The following is a 24,634-nucleotide window of genomic DNA, read 5'->3' on the forward strand; positions in this document are numbered from 1 at the left end:
AGTAGGTAAATTATAAATAATTATGAAAAAGTTAATTTTTAAATCTCTTTTTATTCTTTTAGCAACTCTTTTGTTAACAAGTTGTAATGCTAAATTATATGGAGGAATGTCTAACTCTGCTTCATTAAGTAGTAACAATTTTCGTTATATACACAAAAACTTACAAGGTAAATCTCAAGCGGTTTATATTTTAGGTGTAGGTGGTTTTAACAGACAAAGTATTGTTAATGAAGCCAAAGAAAACCTGTTAGCTTATGCTCCGTTAGAACCTAACCAAGCATTAGTTAATGTAGTAGTAGACTTTAAGAAAACTAGATATTTAATTTTCTTTAAAAAATTAAAATGTTACGTATCTGCAGACATTGTAGAATTTCAATAAATTATATAAAACGCATTAAATAAATTATTTAATGCGTTTTTTTTAAGTAGTCATTTCAAAAACATTTAAGTGCTTCTTTAATACTCCAGAAGGTGTGTTTTTTGTTTCATCAAAAACATTGGTATCCCCAAATAAAATAAAACTATCTCTAGCTCTAGAAACTGCTACATTTAACATATTTGGTTTATTATCTCTATCAAAAAATAAAGTTCCTTCATCTTTTACTGTATATACAGAACTAAACAACACAATATTACGTTCTGCTCCCTGCAATGCATGTACAGTACCTAACTTTATATCATTTACTTTAAAACCAGAAGCGATTAAAGCTTTAGATAATTCATTTTTCTGACTAGCAAATGGTGTAATTATACCCAGAACGCTTTCTATAGCGCTAACATTATACGCTTTTTCTATAGCCTCTTTATGTCTATTTAACCATAAAATAATAGCCTTAACTTCATTTATATTATGTCTACTGTTAAATTTGCGTTCGCTAAAACCATCTATATGATACGCCATCATAGAAGGGAATATTTGATCTCTATCTGCCTTACCTTTCATTGGTTTTAAAATACCATCATAAGCCAATTCATTACAGAAAGTAATAATTTCATCATTACATCTTCTATGTTCTAACAAGAGCAAACCATTTTCTTTTTTGGTAACTAAAGAGGTTTCATATTCGCAAGCATTTTGCGCCATTTTCATGATACTTCCACTAGAGGCTAAAAAACCTACTTCTTTTAAATAGGTGTTTTGATGAGGATCTACAATAATATTTTGATCTATTAAATTACCTAAATCTATTTTTGGTGGAATAGACCAAATAGGTTCTATTTGTTTTAAATCTCCTACAACAATGGCTTTTTTGGCTATCGAAAAAATAGGAATACTAACTTCTGGTGTTACTTGCCCTGCTTCATCTATAATTAATAAATCTAAAAAATTAAATAAAGGTAAATAATCAAAAATTGGTTTTCCTTCTTCATTTTCTCCTTTAAATTGACTGTATAAAAAATGTGTAGGTGCTGTATATAATGTAGCTACAAAACAAGGCGTAAGCATTGCTCTTCTTTTCCATTTTGCAATTACTGTTTTTTCTCCGGTTCCTTTTTCTGTATCATTTTCTAATACATCTTCTGTTTCTAAAATCCATCTTGCTTCCCAATAATGGGTTGCTAATAAAAATGCTTTGTGGCGCAAACTTAAATCTATTTCATCATAAAAAAAACGATGAGTGGTATCATTAGATTGCATTTTTTCGTATTCAAACTTCCACATTTGTTCTTCTGAAACAAAAGGATATCCTGTAATATTATTTTTCTGTTTCCAATTATTCAATTCTAGGTTAGAAGATAAGGCCAAATTAAAATTAGCAATACATTTTTTTATAAATACCAGTGCCGTATCATTATTAGTCAAGTCTTTTTCATCAACCAAAAAAATATGTGCAGGATTAGAGGAATTTTTGTCAGTAACTACTTTAAAGTATTCTTTTATTTTGCTAATAAAATTTACCTCTCTAGAAAACGACTTTATTTTGGTAATAATATTTCTCCATTCTTGTAGTTTTGTAATTTGAATGGCATTATTTTTAATATAATCTTCTTTATGTAAAAGTAATTTATTTACTTTTTCTATAGAACTTAAATAGTTTTGAGAAATACGTACCCCTACAATTAAATTGTCTTCTATGATAGCAATTTCTTCTTGTAAGTGATTACAAGCATCTTCTAAAGAACCCGCATCAAAACCAAAAAATTCTAAATATTTATTGTAAAAAAAATGCTTTGCATCTAGCAAGTACTTTTCGTTTTCTAAATCGCATAAAGTACCTTCGTTACCAAACATATTTCCTTTTAAATAATTGATATTTTTTAAGGATTTTTCGCTTTTAGAACTAGAAGGTAAAAAAGTAGCGTAACCATTAAATCCTGGTATCCATCTTTCTGCTAAAATGCCAAAAGTACTCTTAGAGTTTACAAAACTATCTATAATATTAGTTACCGCTTGGTTGTTTGTAGAGCAAGCTAAAATAACAGGTGCTTCGTCTCCGTTTATGGCAGATTTTACCACTTCTGTAGCAACCAAACTTTGTAATAAAGTAGTTTTACCAGTACCAGGAGGTCCGTTTACTGCTGTAACAGCATTTTCTTCTGCTGTAAAATAAGATAGTAAGGTTTTTCGCTGACTGATAGAAAGCGGGAATTCGTTAGACATTTGACCTAAATGTAAATGATTATAATCTAAAAAACCTTTATCTGTTATAGGAGTTCTTCTTTGCCTAACATTAGGATTAATAATTTTAGAAATTAAGGGTAGTTCTTCGGTTTCATTAATTAAATTTTCATACAAGAAAAGGATACTTTTTGCCGCAGATATCTTAGAACTTCTAGCAAAATAAGTAACTTTATGGTTGGTTGTGTAACTTTCTGTTTTATAATTACCTATATTTTGATAAGTAATTTCAGAAAAAATCATGTTTACATATTCCCAATAAGTATTCCATGCAATGCCTTCTTCATCTTCTGGTTCGGGTTTTTCTAAATCTCTGGCTTCTGAAATAGTTTCTATGGATGAAAAAATAAAACCATTTCCCACCTCTGCAATTGGATCTAAATAATTACGTACAATTAATGGAAATAATTCTCTAGGAGCAGATAATTGCCCAGAACGATTTACCCTTGCTGTTATCCAAAAGGGATAAATTATCTTTTCTTTAAAATTAAGATCATTGGTTTGATACTCTAACTGAAAAGGTGCAATTATAATTTCTGCATCAAACACTTTATGCCAATTAGGACTCTCTTTTTTACTAATCCCTTTTAATCTATTAATTCTTTTCTCTTCAACATCTAACATTTCTGTAGCATTTTTAGAGCTAATAGTTCCGGCACTTAAATCTGAATAATTTTGATGAAATAAGTTTTTAATTCTAGAAATGTCAACAGCCAAGTTTTCACTATCTGTTAAACTGTTTTTATAATAATTTAACCAGTTTTTTACGTTACTCATGTATTTTTAGAATTCTTTTCTTAGTAGTTTTTCAAAAAAAAATGAGTGCGAATATAGACTTTTAGATGTGCATTTATACGAATTTTAGTGGCTATCTTTTCTCTAAAATTAAGATTAAAATATTAGTTACTGAGAGTTAAGTTTTTAATCTTTAAAAAAAAAATCAGACTCTTAAAAAAAGTAATTTTAAACACCAATAACTAATAAAAAGTTTTAAAAATTAAAAAGCAAACATCAAAAGAAGGCTTGCACATTACTTTACTTATTTAAAGAAATAATAACGGACACAATAATACAAAGTAATAATCTTCTGAAAAATTATTGATTTTAGAAAAACTTCAAGGACTATTTCCCTACTAAAATTAAACCATTTAGAAAAAAAAATGTCAAACAAACAAAATATTTAAAATGAAAAAATCCTTTTTTTTAATAATAATTTGTTTTTGTTCACAACTTTTTTCTCAAAAAAATAACAATAATTTATCTGCTACAATAATTGGTTCGGGCTCACCTAAATTTAACATAGAACGTTCTGGTCCTTCTGTACTAATATCTTACAAGAACACTAAAATTTTGGTAGATATGGGTAATGGCACTCAAGCCAACTTAAACAAATTGAACCTAAGAATTAAAGACCTAGATGGATTACTTTTTACGCATCATCATTTAGATCATAACGAAGAGTTTGCCCCAATTTTTATTCAATCGCTACTTGGCGGTAACAAAACAACTATTGCTGGCCCAAAACAAACTACTTCAATTATTAACAACATCTTAGACATTTACAAAGAAGACATTAATTATAGACTATCAAAATCAGAAAGAACTTTAACGGATGTTAAATCTAATTTTACTGCTAAAAACCTAACAGAAAATACTTCTTTTTACATTGGAGATGTTAAAATTACTTGCACGCCAGTTAACCATACTATTGCTACACTTGCTTATCGTTTTGATGTAGGAAATGAATCTATAGTGATTTCAGGAGATTTAACTTATTCTAAATCTTTACCTACTTTGGCAAAAAATGCCGATTATTTAATTATAGATTCTGGTGGTGCTATAGAATTAGGTAAGAAAAGAAATACCAAAAGGAACAACACTAAAAACAGCCATAAAACAACCCAAAAAGCACATGTTAATTTAGCTGAAAGCTCTAAAATGGCTAAAGACGCAAATGTTAAAAATTTAGTTTTAACTCATTTCAATTTTACTAATGTTGATGAAAAAGCGACAACAACTGAAATCAATAAAAATTATTCTGGCACGATTATATATGGAGAAGATTTAATGGTTTTACCTCTTAAAGAAAATTACAAAACAAATAGTAATTCAGCTTTAAAATATAACTATCCAGTTGTAGATACTGGCGTAAAAGATTATTATTCTAACACCGAAAAAATAGAGAAGCCATCAGTTGGAGATTCTTTTTACGGACAAGACGCTAATTATAATGGTAATCAGCCTTCATACACCAACAATGGAGACGGTACAGTAACAGACAATGTTACAGGTTTGATGTGGGAACAAGATATGGGAACAAAAATGACACTTGAAGAAGCCATTCTAAAAGCAAAAAAATCTGAATTAGGAGGTTATAATGACTGGAGGGTCCCTACCATTAAAGAGCTTTATTCTCTTATACAATTCACAGGAAAAGTAAAAGGACCAAATGCCATAGAGATGTTTATTGATACAAATTATTTTAATCAACCGTTAGGGAATAGTAAAAAAGGGGAACGAGAAATTGATGCGCAAACATGGTCTTTAACAAAATATGTTGGCAAAACAATGAGAAATGATGAAACTATTTTTGGTGTAAATTTTGTTGATGGTAGAATAAAGGGTTACCCAAAATACAATCCAAAAACAGGCGTGAGTAATAAAATGTATTTCCGTTTAGTACGTGGAAATACCAATTATGGAAAAAATAATTTTATTGATAATAAAGATGGTACTATAACTGATTATGCTACAGGTTTAATGTGGCAAAAAACTGATGATGGTATTGGTAAAAATTGGGAAGAAGCTCTATCTTACTCCGAAAATCTAAAATTATCAGCCTATTCAGATTGGCGTTTGCCCAACGCAAAAGAACTTCAAAGTATTGTAGATTACACACGTTCCCCGCAAACAACCAATTCACCGGCAATAAATTCTATTTTTGAATCTACTCAAATCAAAGACCCCAAAGGAAATCTTGAACAAGATCCATTTTATTGGACCAGCACAACACATTTAGATGGAAAAAACCCTTATGCAAGTGCTGTTTATATTGCTTTTGGGGAAGCACAAGGACAAATGAATGGTAGATTAATGGATGTTCATGGTGCTGGCGCTCAAAGAAGCGATCCAAAAAGTGGAAATAAAATGGATTACCCTGAATATTTTGGTCCACAAGGCGATGTTAGATATGTTTATAACTATGTAAGATCTGTCAGAAATATTGATATCACTAAAAATATGGAGACTACACAACAATCAGTAAAAAAGACCAAACAAACACAGAAAAATCGACAAAAAAATAATAGTCAGCGTTCACAAAATACAGCTCCTTCTTTTGAAAAAATGCTAAAAAACATGGATGCAAATAACGATGGTAAAATCTCTAAAGCTGAAGTAAGAGGTAAATTAAAGGAAAACTTTGATAAACGAGATAAAAACAAAGATGGATATATTACAGAAGAAGAATTAACAAGAACTAATAAATAAAACTGTTTTATCTATTACTAATTCTCATTTACTTTCTAAAATCCTTGTGTATTTTTTATCTGTTTTTATTTACTAAATTAGTAGATCAAACATAACAACTAACCTATTACAAGTATAAAAATGAAAATACTAATAAATATAACATTATTACTATTTTTTATTCAAGTTGTAAATACTCAAGAAGTTCTAGTAACTAAAGAATGGAAGGAAGCAAAAGAATTGGCTAAAAAAGAAAATAAACAAATTTTAATAATTCTGACCGGAAGTGAATGGTGTATACCATGTAAAAAAATGGACAAAAAGGTAATTAAAAATCCTGAATTTGAAAACTATGCTGAACAAAACCTAGTTATATTTCTGATTGACCTTCCTGGTGGCGGACTTGTAATAAACAGTAAAGTTTATCAAGATTATGAAAAATTTAAAAACAAATACCAATCTAACACATTACCTTCTCTAATACTAACGAAAAGTGATGGAACAAAAATTAAAACCTTAAAAGGGAAAATGTATAGAATAGAAAATGTAATGAAACAATTAAAGCAAAAGTAAGATACCTATACTAACATTACATATTAATAATTAGCTAATACGAGCTCAATTATAAAAAACTATACCTGTTTTATATTAATAATTTATTTGCTAAATTATCTGCTCTAATACGCTATAAAACTTAAATAGAAAAACGTTTCAAACTCTAGCTAAACAAACTGATGAACTTCATAAAAAACCTCTTTGCAAAACAGAAAAAAAATGATATTGAAAACTTTATTGTTGTTACTTTAAACGACAAAATTATGCCTCTAGACAGAGGTGAAATCTACGAAGACCCTTTAGATGAATTTCTTAAGGCAAATGAAATTGGAGAAGTAACCGGAGGTGGAACAATGCAATTAAAATCTGGAGAACTTGAATACTCTGACTTAGAAATTAAACTAAATTCAATTGAGATTGATGAAAACAATATTCTGTTAATAATCAAAAAACTTGAGGAACTTGGAGCCCCTAAAGGGTCTAAGTTAGTAATAGAAAAAACCGACAAAGAAATAACATTCGGAAAAAAAGAAGGGTTAGGTTTATACATTGATGGCCAGAATTTAGAACCTGAAGTTTACAAAAACTCAGATATTAACTTTGTTATTTCTGAAATAAAAAGATTGACTAACGACAGTTCTGAAATCACAAAATATTGGGAAGGAGAAAGCGAAACTGCTCTTTATTATTATGGAAACTCTTATACAGAAATGAAGCAGTCTATTATAGAATTTATAAACTCTTACCCGTTATGTAAAGGTGCAAAAATTAAACAAATTGCATAAAGTCAATCTTCAAAACAACATTTAATTAATAGCTAGTTAAAACCAATTTACTGAAATTCTCTAAAATTTTATATTTGGAATTTTTTATTAAACTTCATAATTAAGCAGACAACAATTAACTGTACATAAAATTGCTAATACTTGCACTAAAAAATGCCGAGAATAGAAATTAAAACAGAAATAAAAGCTGACATAAATATAGTTTTCGACTTGTCTAGAAGTATTGATTTACATAAAATATCAACTAAGCATACAAATGAAAAAGCTATTGCAGGAAAAACAAATGGGTTAATAGAAATAGAGTAAAGTGTTACTTGGAAAGCAAAACATTTTGGTATTTATCAAAATCTGACTTCTAAAATTACAGAATATAAACGACCAAAATATTTTGTAGATGAAATGGTTAAAGGAGCCTTTTCTGAATTTAAACATGAACATTACTTTAATAAATCTAATAACGGAACTTTAACGACTGATTTTTTTGATTATAAATCTCCTTTAGGAATTTTAGGAAAATTAGCAGACAAACTATTTCTAAAAAAATATATGATTGAATTACTGACAGAACGAAACCGAATTATAAAAGAGTTTGCAGAATCCGAAAAATGGAAAGAAGTTATAAAATAAAAAATTTAGCCCCTATTTCACCCCCTTAAAAACAAAAAAGTCTTCAAAACCAAATGGTTAAGAAGACTTTAAGTGAGCCCTGAAGGATTCGAACCTTCGACCGCCTCCTTAGAAGGGAGGTGCTCTATCCAGCTGAGCTAAGAGCCCGTAATTTTTAAGTTGTTACGACCAACTGTGTCGGGGTGGCAGGATTCGAACCTGCGACCTCCTCGTCCCAAACGAGGCGCGATGACCGGGCTACGCTACACCCCGAATTAAGTATTTTGCGGAGAGACAGGGACTCGAACCCTGGCGACAGTTACCCGTCGACAGATTAGCAATCTGCTCCATTACCACTCTGGCACCTCTCCTTTTAATGAACTTAATACATTTCTTTAAATGCGAGTGCAAATGTAATACTAGAATTAGATTTTACCAAAATTTTTCTTACTTTTTTTTAATATTTTTTTTCTACTCTGGGTATTCAATTCTTAGATGATAAATATTCATCAATTTTTTCTTGATCACTTTTTTTATAATCTCTATTTCTCTAAACGTAATATCAGAATTTAAAAATTGATTATCAGCCATTTGCTTATCAATTATTTTATCAATTAAATCACTTATAGATTGTGCTGTTGGTTTTTGTAAACTTTTAGATGCTGCTTCTGCAGAATCGCACATCATTAAAATTGCTGTTTCTTTAGAGAAAGGAATTGGCCCTTGATATTGAAATTTTGTAATATCTACTTCTGCATCGGGGTTTTGTTCTTTTTCTCTTATATAAAAATAATAAGTAATGCTTGTACCGTGGTGTGTTCTAATAAAATCGATAATTCTGTCTGGCAAATTGTATTTCTTAGCCAACTCTACCCCTTTTATTACATGGTCTGTAATAATTTTAGAGCTATCTCTAGGTGGTAAATCATTATGAGGGTTTACACCTGTTGATTGATTTTCTGTAAAATACATTGGATTTAATATTTTACCTATATCATGGTACAAAGCACCTGTTCTTACCAACATAGAGTTGGCGCCTATTTCATTAGCTGCTGCTTCTGCTAAATTTGCCACTTGCATAGAGTGTTGAAACGTACCGGGTGCTTTTTCATTTAATTCTCTTAAAAGTTTTGTATTTGTGTTAGATAACTCTAATAAAGTAACATCAGAAACCAATCCAAATACTTTTTCATATATATAAATAATAATTATTGATAAAAAAGACAACAATCCATTGGCCGCAAAAAGCATAAAATACGTCCAATTTATTTGAGATACATTTCCTTCTTTAATAATTGAAAATGCAAAATAAGTTAGCATATAAATTAAGGTAATTTGCGCTACAGAGATAAACAAATTAGCTCTTTTATATAGTTCTGTAACGGTAAGAATAGTTACTATACCTGCTATAATTTGTAAATAAATAAACTCAAAACTATCAGGTACAATATACCCTAATAATAACACGGTTAAAACATGAGCAAAAAAGCCTAAACGTGCATCAAAAAAAGCTTTTAAAACTATGGGTAGTATTGTTAAAGGAACAATATATAAGTATTCTGAATTGTATTTTATAACCAATGTTTGTATAAAAATCATTGAGAATACATTAAAAAATATAAAAGTAACTTTGTTATTATTCTCAAATATTTCTAATCTATATTTTTTTAAAAATAATAAAAGTGATAAAAGTGCTAAAGCTACCAATATGGTGTACCCTAAAATAATCCAATTATAATTAGAGTTTGTCCAAACTTGCGATTCAGATTCACTTTTTAGAGAATTTAAAATTGCTAGTTTTTTACCTTCAACAATGTCTCCTTTTAAAATTATTAGTTTACCAACTTCTACTTTTCCTTTTGTGTAAGAAATATTTTTAATTTCATTTTCTATCATTCGATTTGTAAAATCTTCATCATAAAAAATATTTGGTTTTATAATTTCTGATAAAAGATTTAACATCAATCGACGTTCTAAAACGTTATTAATTTTATCTACATTATCTTTAATCATTTCTAAAACTTGGTATGGAGTTAGAAGGTTTTTAAAAATAACATCTTTTACCTCGTTTCCTTTTCTTATAGAAACTAAATCGTTAGTGTTTGTTATTTTATCTTCACTGATAGCTTGTAAAAAACCAGAGTTATAAATTTTATTAATTAAATTTTCTCCAAATTCTTTTAGATTTTCACGCTTGTTTACATTTAGCGTATCAGCATCTATTAGCTGTGCTAATTTAGTTTTGTAATTATTTTTTACAGCTAGCTCTACATCTAAATTCTGAGAGAAATACAATCTAGCATTTGCAGTAATTTCTTTCTTTTCTTTAACTATTTCTGCTTCCGTTTTCTGTATAGCAAAATCGAAAGGAGCGTATAAATTATCGTATTTCCATAACTGTCCATTACCATATTCATATTTAAACTGTCCTCCTTTAGGAAACAAATAAACAATTGCTATTGTGGTAATTAAAAATAAAATTACCTTATAAATAATAGCATTATTTTGGTATAATTTATTTACAAAATTGTTCATATTTTTACATCTTCTATATACAAACTTACCATAAAAATTTTAGGCGGAAAATTCAAATTGAATAATAAAACTTAAATTGATTAAAATTAGTTAATTTAGCACACAATTTTAGATTAAGCAAAAGCACAATATTTATGAAAGAAGTAGTTATTATCTCTGTTGCAAGAACTCCTATTGGAAGTTTTATGGGAAGTTTATCTACAATTTCTGCTCCTAAATTAGGAGCAATAGCCATAAAAGGCGCCCTAAAAAAAATCAATCTAAACCCTAATTTAGTTGATGAAGTTTTTATGGGAAATGTTGTTTCTGCAGGATTAGGACAAGCTCCTGCAAGGCAAGCTGCCATTTTTGCAGGAATACCAGATACAGTACCTTGTACAACTGTTAATAAAGTTTGTGCATCTGGTATGAAATCTATTATGTTAGCTGCACAATCTATTGCTTTAGGAGATGCCGAAATTGTAGTAGCTGGCGGAATGGAAAACATGAGTGCTATACCACATTATCAACATGCTAGAAAAGGCAATAAATTTGGGGCAATTACCCTAGAAGATGGTATGCAAAAAGATGGGCTTGCAGATGCTTATACCCATGATGCAATGGGTGTTTTTGCTGATATTTGTGCTACCGAATATAATTTTTCTAGAGAAGATCAAGATGATTTTGCCATACAATCTTATAGCCGTTCTGCAACGGCATGGAAAGAGGGTAAATATAATGATGAAGTTATTTCTGTAGAAATTCCTCAAAGACGTGGAGAACCCATTATTTTTTCTGAAGATGAGGAATATAAAAATGTTAAAATAGAAAAAATTCCAACTTTAAGACCTGCTTTTACAAAAGATGGTACTGTAACAGCTGCCAATGCATCAACAATAAACGATGGTGCTGCTGCCTTGGTTTTAATGTCTTTAGATAAAGCCAAAGAGTTAAACTTAACGCCTCTTGCTAAAATAAAAAGTTTTGCAGATGCTGCACACGAACCAAAATGGTTTACAACGGCACCTTCTAAAGCTTTACCAAAAGCTTTAGCAAAAGCGAATATATCTATAGATGATGTAGATTATTTTGAACTAAATGAAGCCTTTTCTGTGGTAGGTTTAGCAAACATGAAAATTTTAAACATTGCAAACAATAAGGTAAATGTAAATGGTGGCGCCGTTTCCCTTGGACATCCTCTTGGTGTTTCTGGAGCCAGAATTGTTATTGCATTAACTTCTATTTTAAAACAAAAAAATGCTAAAATTGGTGCAGCAGCAATTTGCAACGGTGGTGGCGGTGCAAGTGCTTTAATAATAGAAAGAATTTAATTACTAAAAAAACTCAATAGAACTTTATGCTTTATGGCATTTGTAATTTAAGTATTGTTGCTCTTAGAGTAACACCTTTAAACTCATCAGAAATGATAAGCCAAGTATTATTTGGCGAAACTTTTAAAGTTATAGAATCTGAAAAAGAATGGAGTAAAATTTGTTTAAGTTTTGATAATTGTGAAGGATATATAGACAATAAACAATTTGAATATATTACTGAAGAACTTTACACGAAAATAGTATCGTCTAAATCTTATTATTCTGCCGAAATAATAGATTTTATAACAAATAACAAAAGTGAGTTAACAACCATTCCTTTAGGATCTAACCTACCTTTTTACAACAACAATCAACTTAAAATAAATACTAAAAACTATATTTTTGAAGGAGCTGTTGCTTCTGAAAAAAAAACAAAAAGTGATATTTTAAAAACTGCTTTTAATTTTTTAAATACTCCTTTTTTATGGGGAGGAAAAACTCCTTTTGGTATAGATTGTTCTGGTTTTACACAAATGGTATACAAACTTTGTGGCCATAATCTTTTTAGAGACGTTAAACAACAATCTAATCAGGGAGAAGTTCTAAGTTTTATTGAAGAAAGTGAAGCTGGTGATTTAGCTTTTTTTGATAATGATGAAGGAGAAATTATACATGTAGGTATTTTATTAAATGACTACCACATTATTCATGCTCACGGTAAAGTAAGAATAGATACCTTAGACCATAGTGGTATTTTTAATGCAAATCTTCAAAAACATACACACAAGTTAAGAGTTATTAAAAAGATTATATAATAAAAAATCCGAAACAATTAAGTTTCGGATTTTCTATTACCTTATTATATATGTAAGGTTAAGATTTATTGATCTCTCATTTCTTTAAAAATTGGTCTTAAAGCATCTGCTTTTTCTTCCATTTCTAAAGTATCATAAAGATTTAAAAGAGTTCTAACAGTGTCTAAACTTCTACTTAAAGAATCTGCTTTTTCTAAATATGGAAGTGCTTTTCTATAAACTTCTTTTTGTTTTGCTTCTAATTCAGTATATTTTTTATTGTTAGATAAGTTTTGATTCATTTCATCTACAATCGCTTTTTCTTCACTTAAAATAGAAATTGCTAAGTTCATATATGCATCTGCATAATCTGGTTTTAACTCAATTGCTTTTTTATAAAAACTGATAGCTTCTTCTGATTTACCTTCATTTGCATTAACAACACCTAAATTAAAAAATAAACTTGGGTTTGTTGGGTCTAACTCTACAGCTTCTTCCATTAACTCTCCAAATTTATCCATCTTTTCTAGTTGAATATACATTTGAGCTTGGTTTAATAAAAGATTAATATCTTTTGGATCGTTTTTTCTAGCTTCTTCTAAAGCTTTAATTGCTAACTCAGGTTTTCCTTGATTAACATAAATATATCCCATATTTTTTATAATGTCTCCTTTTCTTGAAGGCGAAACTTTATCAGATGGAGTTGTATATTTACCAAATTTAATCATATTGTCTCTGTTAGATTTAGTACCTAAATCTTCTTCTTGACCAGTTTCTTTATTAACCGCTATATATTGTGTAGTAATACCTGTGTAACCAACATCTAATAATTCTTTATAGTAGTTTAAAGCAGAATCATAATCTTCATCTAAAGACGCACTAACTGCTGCGTTGTATAAAAATGTAGTATCTGCTGGGCTTAATTTATATGTTAATGCAAAGTTTCCTTTTGCATTTTTATAATCTTTATTGTTGTACTGTTCAATAGCCTTGTTAGAAACAGTTTGTACTAATTCTGCTAATTTTGGCTGTGCTTCTTTAGTATACTTTTGTTTACCTTCTGCTTTTTCAAACGCTACCAATGCATTATAAGCATCAGCTGCTTTTTCTACATTAGACTTACCATAAGAAACTCCTTTTAAATACAAATACTTTCCTTTGTATTTAGGATCCATAGAATCTTCTGATCCTTCTAAAGACTCAATAATAGCTTGTGCTTCTTTAAGCTCTCCTTTTTTAATTGCTTTTTCAGCGGCTTTTAATTCATCTTTTTGCGCATAAGTTGCTAATGAAAGCACACCAAATGTTAACGCCAATATTTGATTTTTCATTTTACTATTTATTAATATTTATTTATTATTCTTTATTATCATCTGAGTTGTTTTCAATTTCTGTGCCATTTTCTAATTCTTCATCAGCATTATCTTCATGAACCACTTTGGCAACAGCTGCAATACTATCATCTTCTTTAATATTTATTAAACGTACACCTTGTGTTGCACGCCCCATAACTCTTAAATCTTCTACAGCCATTCTAATAGTAAGACCAGATTTATTAATAATCATTAAATCGTTAGAATCATCTACGTTTTTAATAGCTACTAAATTTCCTGTCTTTTCAGAAATATTTAAGGTTTTTACACCTTTACCACCTCTATTTGTAATTCTATAGTCTTCTAATTTAGATCGTTTTCCATATCCTTTTTCCGAAACTACAAGAATATTACTTTCCATGTCATTTACAGCAACCATACCTATTACCTCATCATTATCATGTTGTAAAGAAATTCCTCTAACACCAGATGCAGTTCTACCCATAGGACGTGTTTTAGCTTCTTCGAAACGGATAGATTTACCAGAGGCTAGAGCTAACATTACTTGGCTATCTCCTGTTGTTAGTTTAGCTTCAAGTAACTCATCACCCTCTTTTATAGTAATAGCATTAATACCATTTGTTCTTGGACGAGAATATTGCTCTAAAGAAGTCTTTTTAACTTGACCTTTTTTGGTTGCCATGATTACATAATGACTATTAATGTAATCTTCATCTTTTAGATCTTGTGTTACTAAGAAAGCTTTTACTTTATCATCTTGTTCTATATTGATAAGGTTTTGCATTGCTCTACCTTTGGTGTTTTTACCACCTTCTGGTATTTCATAAACACGCATCCAAAATACTTTTCCTTTTTGGGTAAAGAACAACATGTATTGGTGATTTGTACCTACAAATAAATGTTCTAAGAAATCTTCATTTCTAGTAGTTGCTCCTTTTTGACCTCTACCTCCCCTATTTTGAACTTTATATTCATCAAGATTTGTACGCTTTAAATATCCTGCATTAGAGATTGTTACGACCACTTTTGTATCAGGAATCATGTCTTCTATACGCATGTCTCCACCAGCATATTCTATAACAGATCTACGCTCATCACCATATTTATCCTTTATCAATAATAACTCATCTGTAATTATTTGATAACGTCTTGGCTCATTGGCTAAAATATCTTTTAAATCTGCTATTGTTAACATGATTTCGTCGTATTCTGCACGTAATTTGTCTTGTTCTAGTCCAGTTAATTGACGCAAACGCATTTCTACAATTGCTTTGGCTTGTATTTCTGTTAACTCAAAACGTTCTATTAACTTTTCGCGAGCTTCATCTGCATTAGAAGATCCTCTAATAATAGCAATCACTTCGTCAATATTATCAGAAGCTATAATTAAACCTTCTAAAATATGTGCTCTTGCTTCTGCTTTTTTAAGTTCAAACTCGGTTCTTCTAACAATTACTTCATGTCTGTGCTCTACAAAATAATGAATTAATTGTTTTAAGTTTAATTGCTCTGGCTTACCATTTACTAAAGCAATATTATTTACACTAAATGAAGTTTGTAATTGTGTGTATTTAAATAATTTATTTAAAACAATATTAGGTATCGCATCTCGTTTTAAAATATACACAACACGCATTCCGTTTCTATCAGATTCATCACGAATATTGGCAATACCTTCTAGTTTTTTATCGTTAACAAGTTCTGCAGTTTTTTTAATCATTTCTGCCTTATTAACCTGATAAGGAATTTCTGTAACTACAATACACTCTCTTCCCTTAATCTCTTCTATAACAGCTTTAGCACGCATTACAATACGCCCACGACCTGTATGAAAAGCATCTCTAACACCATCATAACCATAGATAATTCCTCCTGTAGGAAAATCTGGAGCAGAAATATGTTGCATTAACTCATCTATTTCAATATCTCTATTTTGAATATAAGCAACTGTACCATTAATAACTTCTGTTAAGTTATGAGGTGCCATATTTGTAGCCATACCTACTGCAATACCTGAAGCTCCGTTAATTAATAACCCAGGAATTCTTGTTGGTAAAACTGTTGGTTCTTTAAGAGTATCATCAAAATTTAAAGTGTGATCTACAGTGTCTTTTTCAATATCAGCTAACATTTCTTCTGATATTTTTTGCATTCTAACCTCGGTATAACGCATTGCTGCTGGTGAATCTCCATCAACAGAACCAAAGTTCCCTTGACCATCAACCATCATATAACGTACACTCCAATCTTGAGCCATACGTACCATAGAATCGTATACAGAAGTATCTCCGTGTGGGTGATACTTACCTAAAACTTCTCCAACAATTCTTGCTGATTTTTTATAAGACCCAGTTGCTTTAATCCCTAATTCATGCATACCATACAAAACCCTTCTATGTACTGGTTTTAAACCATCTCTTACATCTGGTAATGCTCTTGAAACAATAACTGACATCGAATAATCGATGTATGCAGCTTTCATTTGCTCTTCAATGTTAATCGGAATTAACTTTTCTCCGTCTGCCATATATCTTTCTTATTAAAATTTAATCATTTTTTTAAAACAAGGCAAGATACTATTTCTCCCACTTTTTACAAAGGTTTAGGCTCTGTAATTAAGTTGAGTTATCAACATTTTTTCTCAATTTTTAACACTATTTTATTTGGCTGATTTCCAATAGTTTTCTACCTTAGTGTATTAGTCAAACTGTCAGTTTTTTACCATTGGCATCTTTTTTGTAATTAAGTACAAAAAAAAAGGACTAAATTTACAACACATCAATTATAGATAGAAAGAAATATGGACGATAATTTTTCACCAAAAGTTAGAGATGTTATAACTTTCAGTAAAGAAGAAGCGCTACGATTAGGGCATGAGTTTATTGGAACAGAACATCTTTTATTAGGCTTAATAAGAAAAGGAGAAGGCAAAGCAATAGAAATTTTAACAACATTTGATGTTGACTTAATACTATTACGTAAAAAATTAGAGCAACTAAACCCTGCGAATCCAACTTTTACAGAAAGTACTAATAAACCTAGCTTACGATTAACAAGACAAGCAGAAAAAGCACTAAAAACAACTTTTTTAGAAGCTAAATTATATCAAAGTGAATCTATAGATACAGCACATTTGTTGTTGTGCATTTTAAGAAATGAAAATGACCCTACAACAAAGCTAATTCACAAATACCATGTTAATTATGATGAGGCTAAAAGCCTTTACAAACAATTGCATGTAGATGATATTGACACAGAAGATTTACCTACAAACCCAATTGCAGAAACTCCTTCTGATGATGAATATCCATCAGAAAAACAAAATCCTTTTGGACAACCTCAAAAAGGAAAAACTGTAAAAAAATCTAAAACACCTGTATTAGATAATTTTGGTAGAGACTTAACAAATTTAGCCGAAAACGGAAAACTAGATCCTGTAGTTGGTAGACAAAAAGAAATTGAACGTGTTTCGCAAATATTAAGTAGAAGAAAGAAAAACAACCCAATGTTAATTGGAGAACCTGGTGTTGGTAAATCTGCAATTGCAGAAGGTTTGGCTTTAAGAATTGTAGAGCGTAAAGTTTCTAGAATTTTATTTGACAAAAGACTAGTTTCTTTAGACTTAGCTAGCTTAGTTGCGGGTACTAAATATAGAGGGCAATTTGAAGAACGTATGAAGGCTTTAATGAATGAGCTAGAAAAGAATGATGACATAATTCTTTTTATTGATGAAATTCATACAATTGTTGGTGCTGGTGGAGCAACTGGTTCTTTAGATGCTTCTAACATGTTAAAACCTGCTTTAGCAAGAGGCGAAATACAATGTATTGGTGCAACTACGTTAGATGAATTTAGAACTAACATAGAAAAAGACGGAGCATTAGAACGTCGTTTTCAAAAAGTAATTGTAGAGCCTACTTCTGTAGAAGAAACCATACAAATTTTACATAACATTAAAGCCAAATATGAAGAACATCACCATGTAAATTTTACAGATGATGCTATTAATGCTTGTGTAAATCTAACAAACCGTTATATGACTGATAGATACCTACCAGACAAAGCTATTGACGCTTTAGATGAAGCTGGTTCTAGAATTCATATTACAAATATTGTGGTTCCTCAGCAAGTTTTAGAGTTAGAAGCTCAATTAGAAATTATAAAAGAACGTAAAACAAAAGCAGTAAACGGCCAAAAGTATGAAGAGGCAGCTAAACTTCGTGATGACGAAAAAAATATGGAAGCTGCTTTAGATTCTGCTCAAAAACAATGGGAAGACGACTCTAAGTTAAATAGAGAAATTGTTACAGAAGACAATGTTGCAGAAGTTGTTTCTATGATGACAGGTATTCCTGTAAACAGAGTTGCAGAAGCAGAAAGCCATCGTTTACATGAGTTACCTGGCTTAATAAAAGGAAAAGTAATTGGCCAAGATGAGGCAGTTACTAAAGTTGTAAAAGCAATACAACGTAATAGAGTTGGTTTAAAAGATCCTAACAAACCTATTGGTTCTTTTATTTTCTTAGGTCAAACAGGTGTTGGTAAAACACAATTAGCTAAAATTTTAGCTAGAGAATTATTTGATTCTGATGATTCTTTAATTAGAATTGACATGAGTGAATATATGGAGAAGTTTGCTATTTCTCGTTTAATTGGTGCACCTCCTGGTTATGTTGGATATGAAGAGGGTGGACAATTAACAGAAAAAGTAAGAAGAAAACCTTATTCTGTAATCTTATTAGATGAGATAGAAAAAGCACATCCAGATGTGTTTAATATGTTATTGCAAGTTTTAGATGACGGACATATTACTGATAGTTTAGGACGAAAAATTGATTTTAGAAACACCATTATTATTATGACTTCTAACATTGGTGCTCGTCAATTAAAAGACTTTGGTGGTGGTGTTGGTTTTGGTACAGCTTCTAAAAAAGAACAAGCAGATGCACATGCAAAATCTGTAATTGAAGGCGCTCTAAAAAAATCTTTTGCACCTGAGTTTTTAAATAGAATAGATGATGTAATTGTATTTAATGCGCTAGAAAGAGAAGACATTCATTCTATTATAGATATTGAGTTAGATAAATTATTACATAGAATATCTAATTTAGGCTATACTTTAAACTTAAGCGAAAAAGCAAAAGATTATATTGCTGATAAAGGTTTTGATAAAAAATACGGTGCAAGACCTCTTAAAAGAGCTATTCAGAAATATATAGAAGATGCTTTGGCTGAAGAAATTGTGAACTCTAAATTAAATGAAGGAGATACCATTATTATGGATTTTGATGAAGAAAAAAACAGACTCACAATTAATATTACCAAAGGAGAAAAGAAGAAAGAAACTCGAACAGAAACAGAGTCTTAAAAATAAAAAATCCCAAACAAATTTGTTTGGGATTTTTTTTTACCTATCAACTAGCATTAGATATTATTTTATTTCTAAAAAAAACTAATTTCGCTAATATCAATTACAAACAAAATGAATCAGCACAAAATATTAGCCATATTATTTATCTTTATTTTTAACATTGTATTTTCTCAAAACAAAAGAGCTAGAGATTACGGAATTAAAATAGGAGTTTTAAAAACTGGTAAATTAAACGCCATTACAGATGTTAAAGGTGTAAAAGTTGGTCATACAACACTTATAAAAGGAGACAGTATTAGAACCGGAGTTACTGCAATACTTCCTCATTCTGGTAATATATTTCAATCTAAAGTTCCGGCCGCAATTTATTTAGGTAACGGTTTTGGTAAATTAGCTGGTTATAGCCAAGTAAAAGAATTAGGTAACATAGAAACGCCAATTATTTTAACAAATACACTAAGTGTACCAGAAGCTTCTAACGCACTTATTACTTACACGCTAAAACAAAAAGGAAATGAAAACATATTTTCTGTAAATCCTATTGTTGGTGAAACTAACGATGGATGGCTAAATGATATAAGAGGCAGACATGTAAATGAAAAACATGTTTTAGCTGCTATTAATAATGCTAAAGAAGGAACTGTAGAAGAAGGTAATGTTGGTGCAGGTACTGGTACAATTTGCTTTCAATATAAAGGAGGCATAGGAACATCTTCTAGAATAATACCCAAAAAATTTGGAGCTTATACAGTTGGTGTATTGGTACAAACTAATTACGGAGGTGTTTTACAAATAGATGGTGTGCCAATAGCTAAAGAATTAGACAATTATCCTAGAAGTTACACTTATGATGTTGATGGTTCTTGTATGATTGTTGTTATGACAGATGCACCTCTTAGCGCTAGAAATTTAGAAAGACTTGCAAAAAGAGCCATAATGGGTTTAGCCAAAACAGGTGGTATCGCTTCTAATGGTAGTGGCGATTATGTTATTGCAGTATCTACAGCAAAAGAAAATTTTATTCCATATCGTAATGAATCTATGTTTCTAGATAAAAAAGAATTAAAAAACGGTGCTATAACTCCACTCTTTTTAGCCGTAATAGAAGCAACAGAAGAAGCCATTATAAATTCTCTTTTTGCAGCCAAAACAATGACAGGTAGAGAAAATCACACAAAAGAATCATTACCTATTGATGATGTTATTAAAATTATGAAAAGAAATAACAGAATAGATACCTCAAAATAATTCCTCTTTTATCTTTTTAAAAACTTTACTTTTTTACTTAACTATTATTGTCTTTTAGTTAACACTCCATTTATGTTTAAGTAAACTTACTATTGTACGCTTGTAGGTTAAAAAACCCAGCATGACAAGAGTAACCTACATCGTTTTTTTTATATTAATACAAACATTTGGACAAGAAATTAAATTTGAAAACTTTACAGTAAACAACGGTCTTTCTAATAATTCTGTAAGAGATATAGAAAACGATATTAATGGTGGTTTATGGATTGCTACTTGGGATGGTTTAAATTATTTTGATGGTTACAAATTTACCATCTTTAAAAACGACATAGATAATAAAAACACCATTGCAGGTAATTTTATCACTAAAATAAAAAGGGATATAAAAGGCAGAATATGGATTATTACTGAGGATAAAAAAATTAGCAGATATATAGGTAATAAAAAATTTAAAAACTTCACTTTTAAAGAAAAGCCAACTGATATTTCTATTTCTAAAAACGGTAACATTTTAGTCTACACGTCAATTAATTGTTACGAATTTATTTCTGGTCAGTTTATAAAATCCGAAAAAACAAATGATGTTTCTGAAACAGCAACTTTAAAAAACATTCTCTTACTCAGGTATCCGCATCTTGTTATTAATGATGTTTTAAAAGACAAAACTGGTAATATTTGGTATGCAACTCTTAAAAATGGCTTATTTATCATTAAAAATAAATTAGACAAAACCAATAATTACCATATAGAAAACTACCTAAAAGACCCTTACTCTTCTACAAGCTTTAACAGCAACGAAATAGAAACTTTACACGAAGATCTTTTTGGCAACATTTGGCTGGGCGCAAAAGATGGCGGAATTTGTATGGCTTATTCTAATTCTGATAAAATTCTTTCTGTTTCACCTCATCCTTTAGAATCGCCAAACATTCCTAACGAAACATTACGAGCAATTACCAAAGGTTTAGATGGTAAACTTTGGCTAGGTTATTATACAAAAGGACTATATTCTTATAATTCTGAGTCTAAAAATTACAAGAAATTTATCATTAAAGAAGCCATTCATCAACCAGATTGGAAACGTATTCGCTCTTTATTTACTGCTTCTGATGGAACAATTTGGGTAGGAACTTATGCAGGTATTATTAAAATAATGAAAAATGGATCTTATATTTTATACAATGCAGATGATTATTTAAAATTACCTAATAATCGTAATTATTCTATTTATGAAGATGATAAAAAACAATTATGGATTGCTTGTTGGGGAGGTGTTGCTAAATTTAATTTAGACAACAATAAATTTGAAGCTTTTAATGGACAAGAATTACTAACAAAATATCATATAAGAGATTTAAAATTCTTAGATAATGAACTCATTTTAGCCACTGAAAACAATGGATTACAAATATTAAACATCAGTAAAGGAAAGCTACAAACAATTGAAGTACAAAAAGAACTTTCTAACTACCATAAAGAAGAAAAAATTGTAAACTCTAATAATAAAAAAGTAAAATTAATAGATTTAAAAAATGGAGAACTACAAACCATTAATACTCAAAAAGGTATTTTAAGCAATAGTACTTATGCTGTTTATAAAGATAAACACACTGGTTATTATTGGGTAGCAACTCTGGGCGGTTTAAGTGTTTTTGATAAAGAAAAAGGCATCATAAAAAACATTACAGAAAAAGAAGGCTTACCAAGTCAGCTAGTTTATGGTATTTTAACCAATAATAAAGAAGTTTGGGTTAGCACAACAAAAGGTATTGCTGTTATCAATAAAAATAATTTTGCTGTAAAAGCATTTTATCCAAAAGGTGGTTGGCAAGTTTCTGAGTTTTCTGAAGGTGCTTATTATCAAGACGCAAAAGGAGATTTATATTTTGGCGGAATTAATGGTTTAAATTATTTTAACCCTAACAACATTCAATTTAATAACACTAAAGCTAAACTTAAATTATTGGTAGATTATAATGAGAATTTTGATTCTAATATTGTAAAACAACACAATCAAAATCATATCGACATAGATTTAGTACCAATTTGTTTTCCTTTAAAAATTGAAAAAAAAATATATTACAAATTAGAAGGACACGATAATAATTGGATTTTATTAAACGTTAATAATGAAATAAGTTACAGTAATCTTACTTCTGGCAAGTATACTTTTTTAGCTAAAGAAGGTAAAAATGGCAAAACTGAACTTCTTTTTTCTTTACAAGTAAAAAAACCATTTTACCAAACTATTCTTTTTTACATCTTACTAACTACATTAATTTTAATTTGCGCAATTCTATTTATTTACGTTAAAAACAAAGCTGCTATTGCACAGCAAAAAAAGTTAGAAAATAAAATTATAGAGAGAACAAAAGTTATTGAAAATCAAAAAAAAGACTTACAAACCATTAATAATAAGTTAGATGAAAAAAATAAAGAAATTTTACTTCAAAAAGAAAAATTACTAGAACTACACAACAATTTAAAAAACGAAGATTTTGAAATAGAAAAATTTAAAACTTTTGTCTTATCAGAATTTCAAGATCCTATTTCTAAAATTATAAAAAAAACAAATTCTTTAGCTGATAGTTCAGAAAACAAAAAAGAGATTCTTCAAGAATCCAATAAATTAGTCACGCTAATTTCAGAATGGAACTACTTAAGTCACATCAAAAATATTGGTCCAATAAAAATATCTGCCGTTCATCTATTTCCGGTTTTAAAGAAAAGTATCAGTAAATTAGAAAAGTCTTTACATAATAATAAAGTTGATTTTAATTTTAACATTGACACCAATATTAATTGGGTAGAAATTGATGTTTTACGCTTTAGATTAATGTTGCAATACTTATTCAATGACATTAGTAAATACTCAGATAAAGGAAGCAAATTAGATGTAAATATTAATTATAAAAACTCTAAATTAATTATAGAAATTGCTTCTAATAGTAGTCTTTTAATAAACAACTGGTATAGTGTTTTACATTACAGCCCTTATTTTAAAGCCTTGCAAACATTATTGATTGATTTAAAAGGCGAGTTTAATAATAATGACTTAAAATCTAAATTTAAAATTGCTTTACAAATACCTGTTACTTCTATTGATACAAATAACAAGCAAATAGAAACCATTTCTTGGAAATATTTTAAAGAAGAAGAAAATTTATCTAACGATAAAAAAAATGTTTTAATTTTTAGTGATGAAGAAAATTTTACAACTGCAAATCAAATCTTAGAGCATAATAATTACAATTTAATTTTCGAAAACACTGCAAGTAATTTAAATTCTGCCACAAAACAGATTTCTTTTAATATCATTGTTTTATATCAAGTAAATTTTTCTAAAGAACTTTTACATTTTCTAAATAATTCTGATGAAATACAAAGAAAAAAGATTCCTTTAATATACATATCCGAAGACATCAATTACGAATTAAGAGAGCAGTCTATAGAATTTGGCATAGACACTTTAATACAGCTACCTGCAAGCGAATCTTTTATTCATAAAAAAATGGATTCACTTATCAATAAAAAACAAATTTCTACAGAAGAAAATCAATTTCAACAAAAAATATTTGACATTTTAACAAACAAAGATCAAGTATTAACTGCCAATGATAAATTACTAAAAAAGAGTTTAGAAATTATTAAAAGTGAAATACATAATGCTGCCTTTAATGTAGAAATGCTAGTAGACTTATTAGATATTTCTAGAGTAAAATGCTACAGATTATTTAAAGAAAACTTAAAACAATCTCCTTCTGATGTAATTATGTCTTTAAGACTTCAAAAAGCAGAGGTTTTACTAAAAGCTAACAAATTAAACATTTCAGAAATTAGTTTTGAGTGCGGTTATAACGATCCTAAATACTTTGGTAAAGCATTTAAAAAGCATTTTGGTAAAAGTCCTAAAGAATTTAAAGAACAATTTAATTAATTACTTTGTTACTATAGGATTTTCTTAATGTTAGCGAATTGTTACTGTAACAAAAGCACACCTAATCTGTTTCTTTTTTATACCAATTT

General features: G+C 29.3%; 15 protein-coding genes and 3 tRNA genes. 11 read left to right on the forward strand and 7 right to left on the reverse strand.

Annotation, left to right across the window (positions count from 1 at the left end; all coding sequences use genetic code 11):
* Positions 1-22: 22 nt before the first annotated feature.
* Positions 23-379: a DUF6567 family protein gene (locus KI686_RS08900; protein ID WP_237588924.1), complete on the forward strand. Its 357-nt coding sequence runs from the start codon at positions 23-25 to the stop codon at positions 377-379.
* Between the two features lie 42 nt (positions 380-421).
* Here the strand turns inward: KI686_RS08900 and KI686_RS08905 are convergent, their stop codons facing one another.
* Positions 422-3,397, reverse strand: coding sequence for an AAA domain-containing protein (locus KI686_RS08905; RefSeq protein ID WP_237588925.1), 2,976 nt, complete (start codon positions 3,395-3,397; stop codon positions 422-424).
* 408 nt (positions 3,398-3,805) lie between these two features.
* Here KI686_RS08905 and KI686_RS08910 point away from each other — a divergent pair, with 408 nt between their 5' ends.
* The 5 genes from KI686_RS08910 (at position 3,806) to KI686_RS16840 (ending at position 8,055) form a co-directional block, all read left to right on the forward strand.
* A complete protein-coding gene (locus tag KI686_RS08910; RefSeq protein WP_237588926.1) occupies positions 3,806-6,109 on the forward strand; it encodes an Lcl domain-containing protein in 2,304 nt (767 codons plus the stop codon).
* A 120-nt stretch (positions 6,110-6,229) separates the two neighbouring features.
* On the forward strand, positions 6,230-6,661 hold the full coding sequence (locus tag KI686_RS08915) for a thioredoxin family protein (RefSeq protein WP_237588927.1): 432 nt from the start codon (positions 6,230-6,232) through the stop codon (positions 6,659-6,661).
* Positions 6,662-6,822: 161 nt separating this feature from the next.
* Positions 6,823-7,428, forward strand: coding sequence for a hypothetical protein (locus KI686_RS08920; protein WP_237588928.1), 606 nt, complete (start codon positions 6,823-6,825; stop codon positions 7,426-7,428).
* Between the two features lie 153 nt (positions 7,429-7,581).
* Positions 7,582-7,734: an SRPBCC family protein gene (locus tag KI686_RS16835; protein WP_306665752.1), complete on the forward strand. Its 153-nt coding sequence runs from the start codon at positions 7,582-7,584 to the stop codon at positions 7,732-7,734.
* A gap of 93 nt (positions 7,735-7,827) precedes the next feature.
* Entirely contained in the window at positions 7,828-8,055 is a 228-nt protein-coding gene (locus tag KI686_RS16840) for an SRPBCC family protein (RefSeq protein WP_306665753.1), read from the forward strand.
* Between the two features lie 73 nt (positions 8,056-8,128).
* Here the strand turns inward: KI686_RS16840 and KI686_RS08930 are convergent.
* The 4 genes from KI686_RS08930 to KI686_RS08945 form a co-directional block, all read right to left on the reverse strand.
* Positions 8,129-8,202: transfer RNA gene (locus KI686_RS08930), tRNA-Arg, on the reverse strand.
* 30 nt (positions 8,203-8,232) lie between these two features.
* Positions 8,233-8,307: transfer RNA gene (locus KI686_RS08935), tRNA-Pro, on the reverse strand.
* A 14-nt stretch (positions 8,308-8,321) separates the two neighbouring features.
* A tRNA-Ser gene (locus KI686_RS08940) sits at positions 8,322-8,405 on the reverse strand.
* Between the two features lie 100 nt (positions 8,406-8,505).
* Positions 8,506-10,569, reverse strand: coding sequence for an HD family phosphohydrolase (locus KI686_RS08945; protein ID WP_237588929.1), 2,064 nt, complete (start codon positions 10,567-10,569; stop codon positions 8,506-8,508).
* Positions 10,570-10,703: 134 nt separating this feature from the next.
* On the opposite strand from KI686_RS08945, the gene KI686_RS08950 reads away from it, so the two are divergent.
* Positions 10,704-11,879 (forward strand): acetyl-CoA C-acyltransferase, encoded by a 1,176-nt coding sequence (locus KI686_RS08950; protein ID WP_237588930.1) that lies wholly within the window; start codon positions 10,704-10,706, stop codon positions 11,877-11,879.
* Between the two features lie 26 nt (positions 11,880-11,905).
* Entirely contained in the window at positions 11,906-12,676 is a 771-nt protein-coding gene (locus tag KI686_RS08955) for a C40 family peptidase (protein ID WP_237588931.1), read from the forward strand.
* A gap of 65 nt (positions 12,677-12,741) precedes the next feature.
* Here the strand turns inward: KI686_RS08955 and KI686_RS08960 are convergent, their stop codons facing one another.
* A complete protein-coding gene (locus KI686_RS08960) occupies positions 12,742-13,986 on the reverse strand; it encodes a tetratricopeptide repeat protein (protein ID WP_237588932.1) in 1,245 nt (414 codons plus the stop codon).
* A gap of 25 nt (positions 13,987-14,011) precedes the next feature.
* On the reverse strand, positions 14,012-16,516 hold the full coding sequence (gene gyrA, locus KI686_RS08965) for a DNA gyrase subunit A (RefSeq protein ID WP_237588933.1): 2,505 nt from the start codon (positions 16,514-16,516) through the stop codon (positions 14,012-14,014).
* A gap of 273 nt (positions 16,517-16,789) precedes the next feature.
* On the opposite strand from gyrA, the gene KI686_RS08970 reads away from it, so the two are divergent.
* From KI686_RS08970 to KI686_RS08980, 3 genes are all read left to right on the forward strand, one after another.
* Positions 16,790-19,357, forward strand: a complete 2,568-nt coding sequence (locus tag KI686_RS08970; protein ID WP_237588934.1) for an ATP-dependent Clp protease ATP-binding subunit — start codon at positions 16,790-16,792, stop codon at positions 19,355-19,357.
* A 114-nt stretch (positions 19,358-19,471) separates the two neighbouring features.
* Entirely contained in the window at positions 19,472-20,608 is a 1,137-nt protein-coding gene (locus tag KI686_RS08975; protein ID WP_237588935.1) for a DmpA family aminopeptidase, read from the forward strand.
* A gap of 121 nt (positions 20,609-20,729) precedes the next feature.
* Positions 20,730-24,545, forward strand: a complete 3,816-nt coding sequence (locus KI686_RS08980) for a two-component regulator propeller domain-containing protein (RefSeq protein WP_237588936.1) — start codon at positions 20,730-20,732, stop codon at positions 24,543-24,545.
* Positions 24,546-24,634: the final 89 nt, after the last annotated feature.

The sequence above is a fragment of the Polaribacter sargassicola genome, assembly GCF_021991835.1.
Lineage (GTDB): Bacteria > Bacteroidota > Bacteroidia > Flavobacteriales > Flavobacteriaceae > Polaribacter > Polaribacter sargassicola.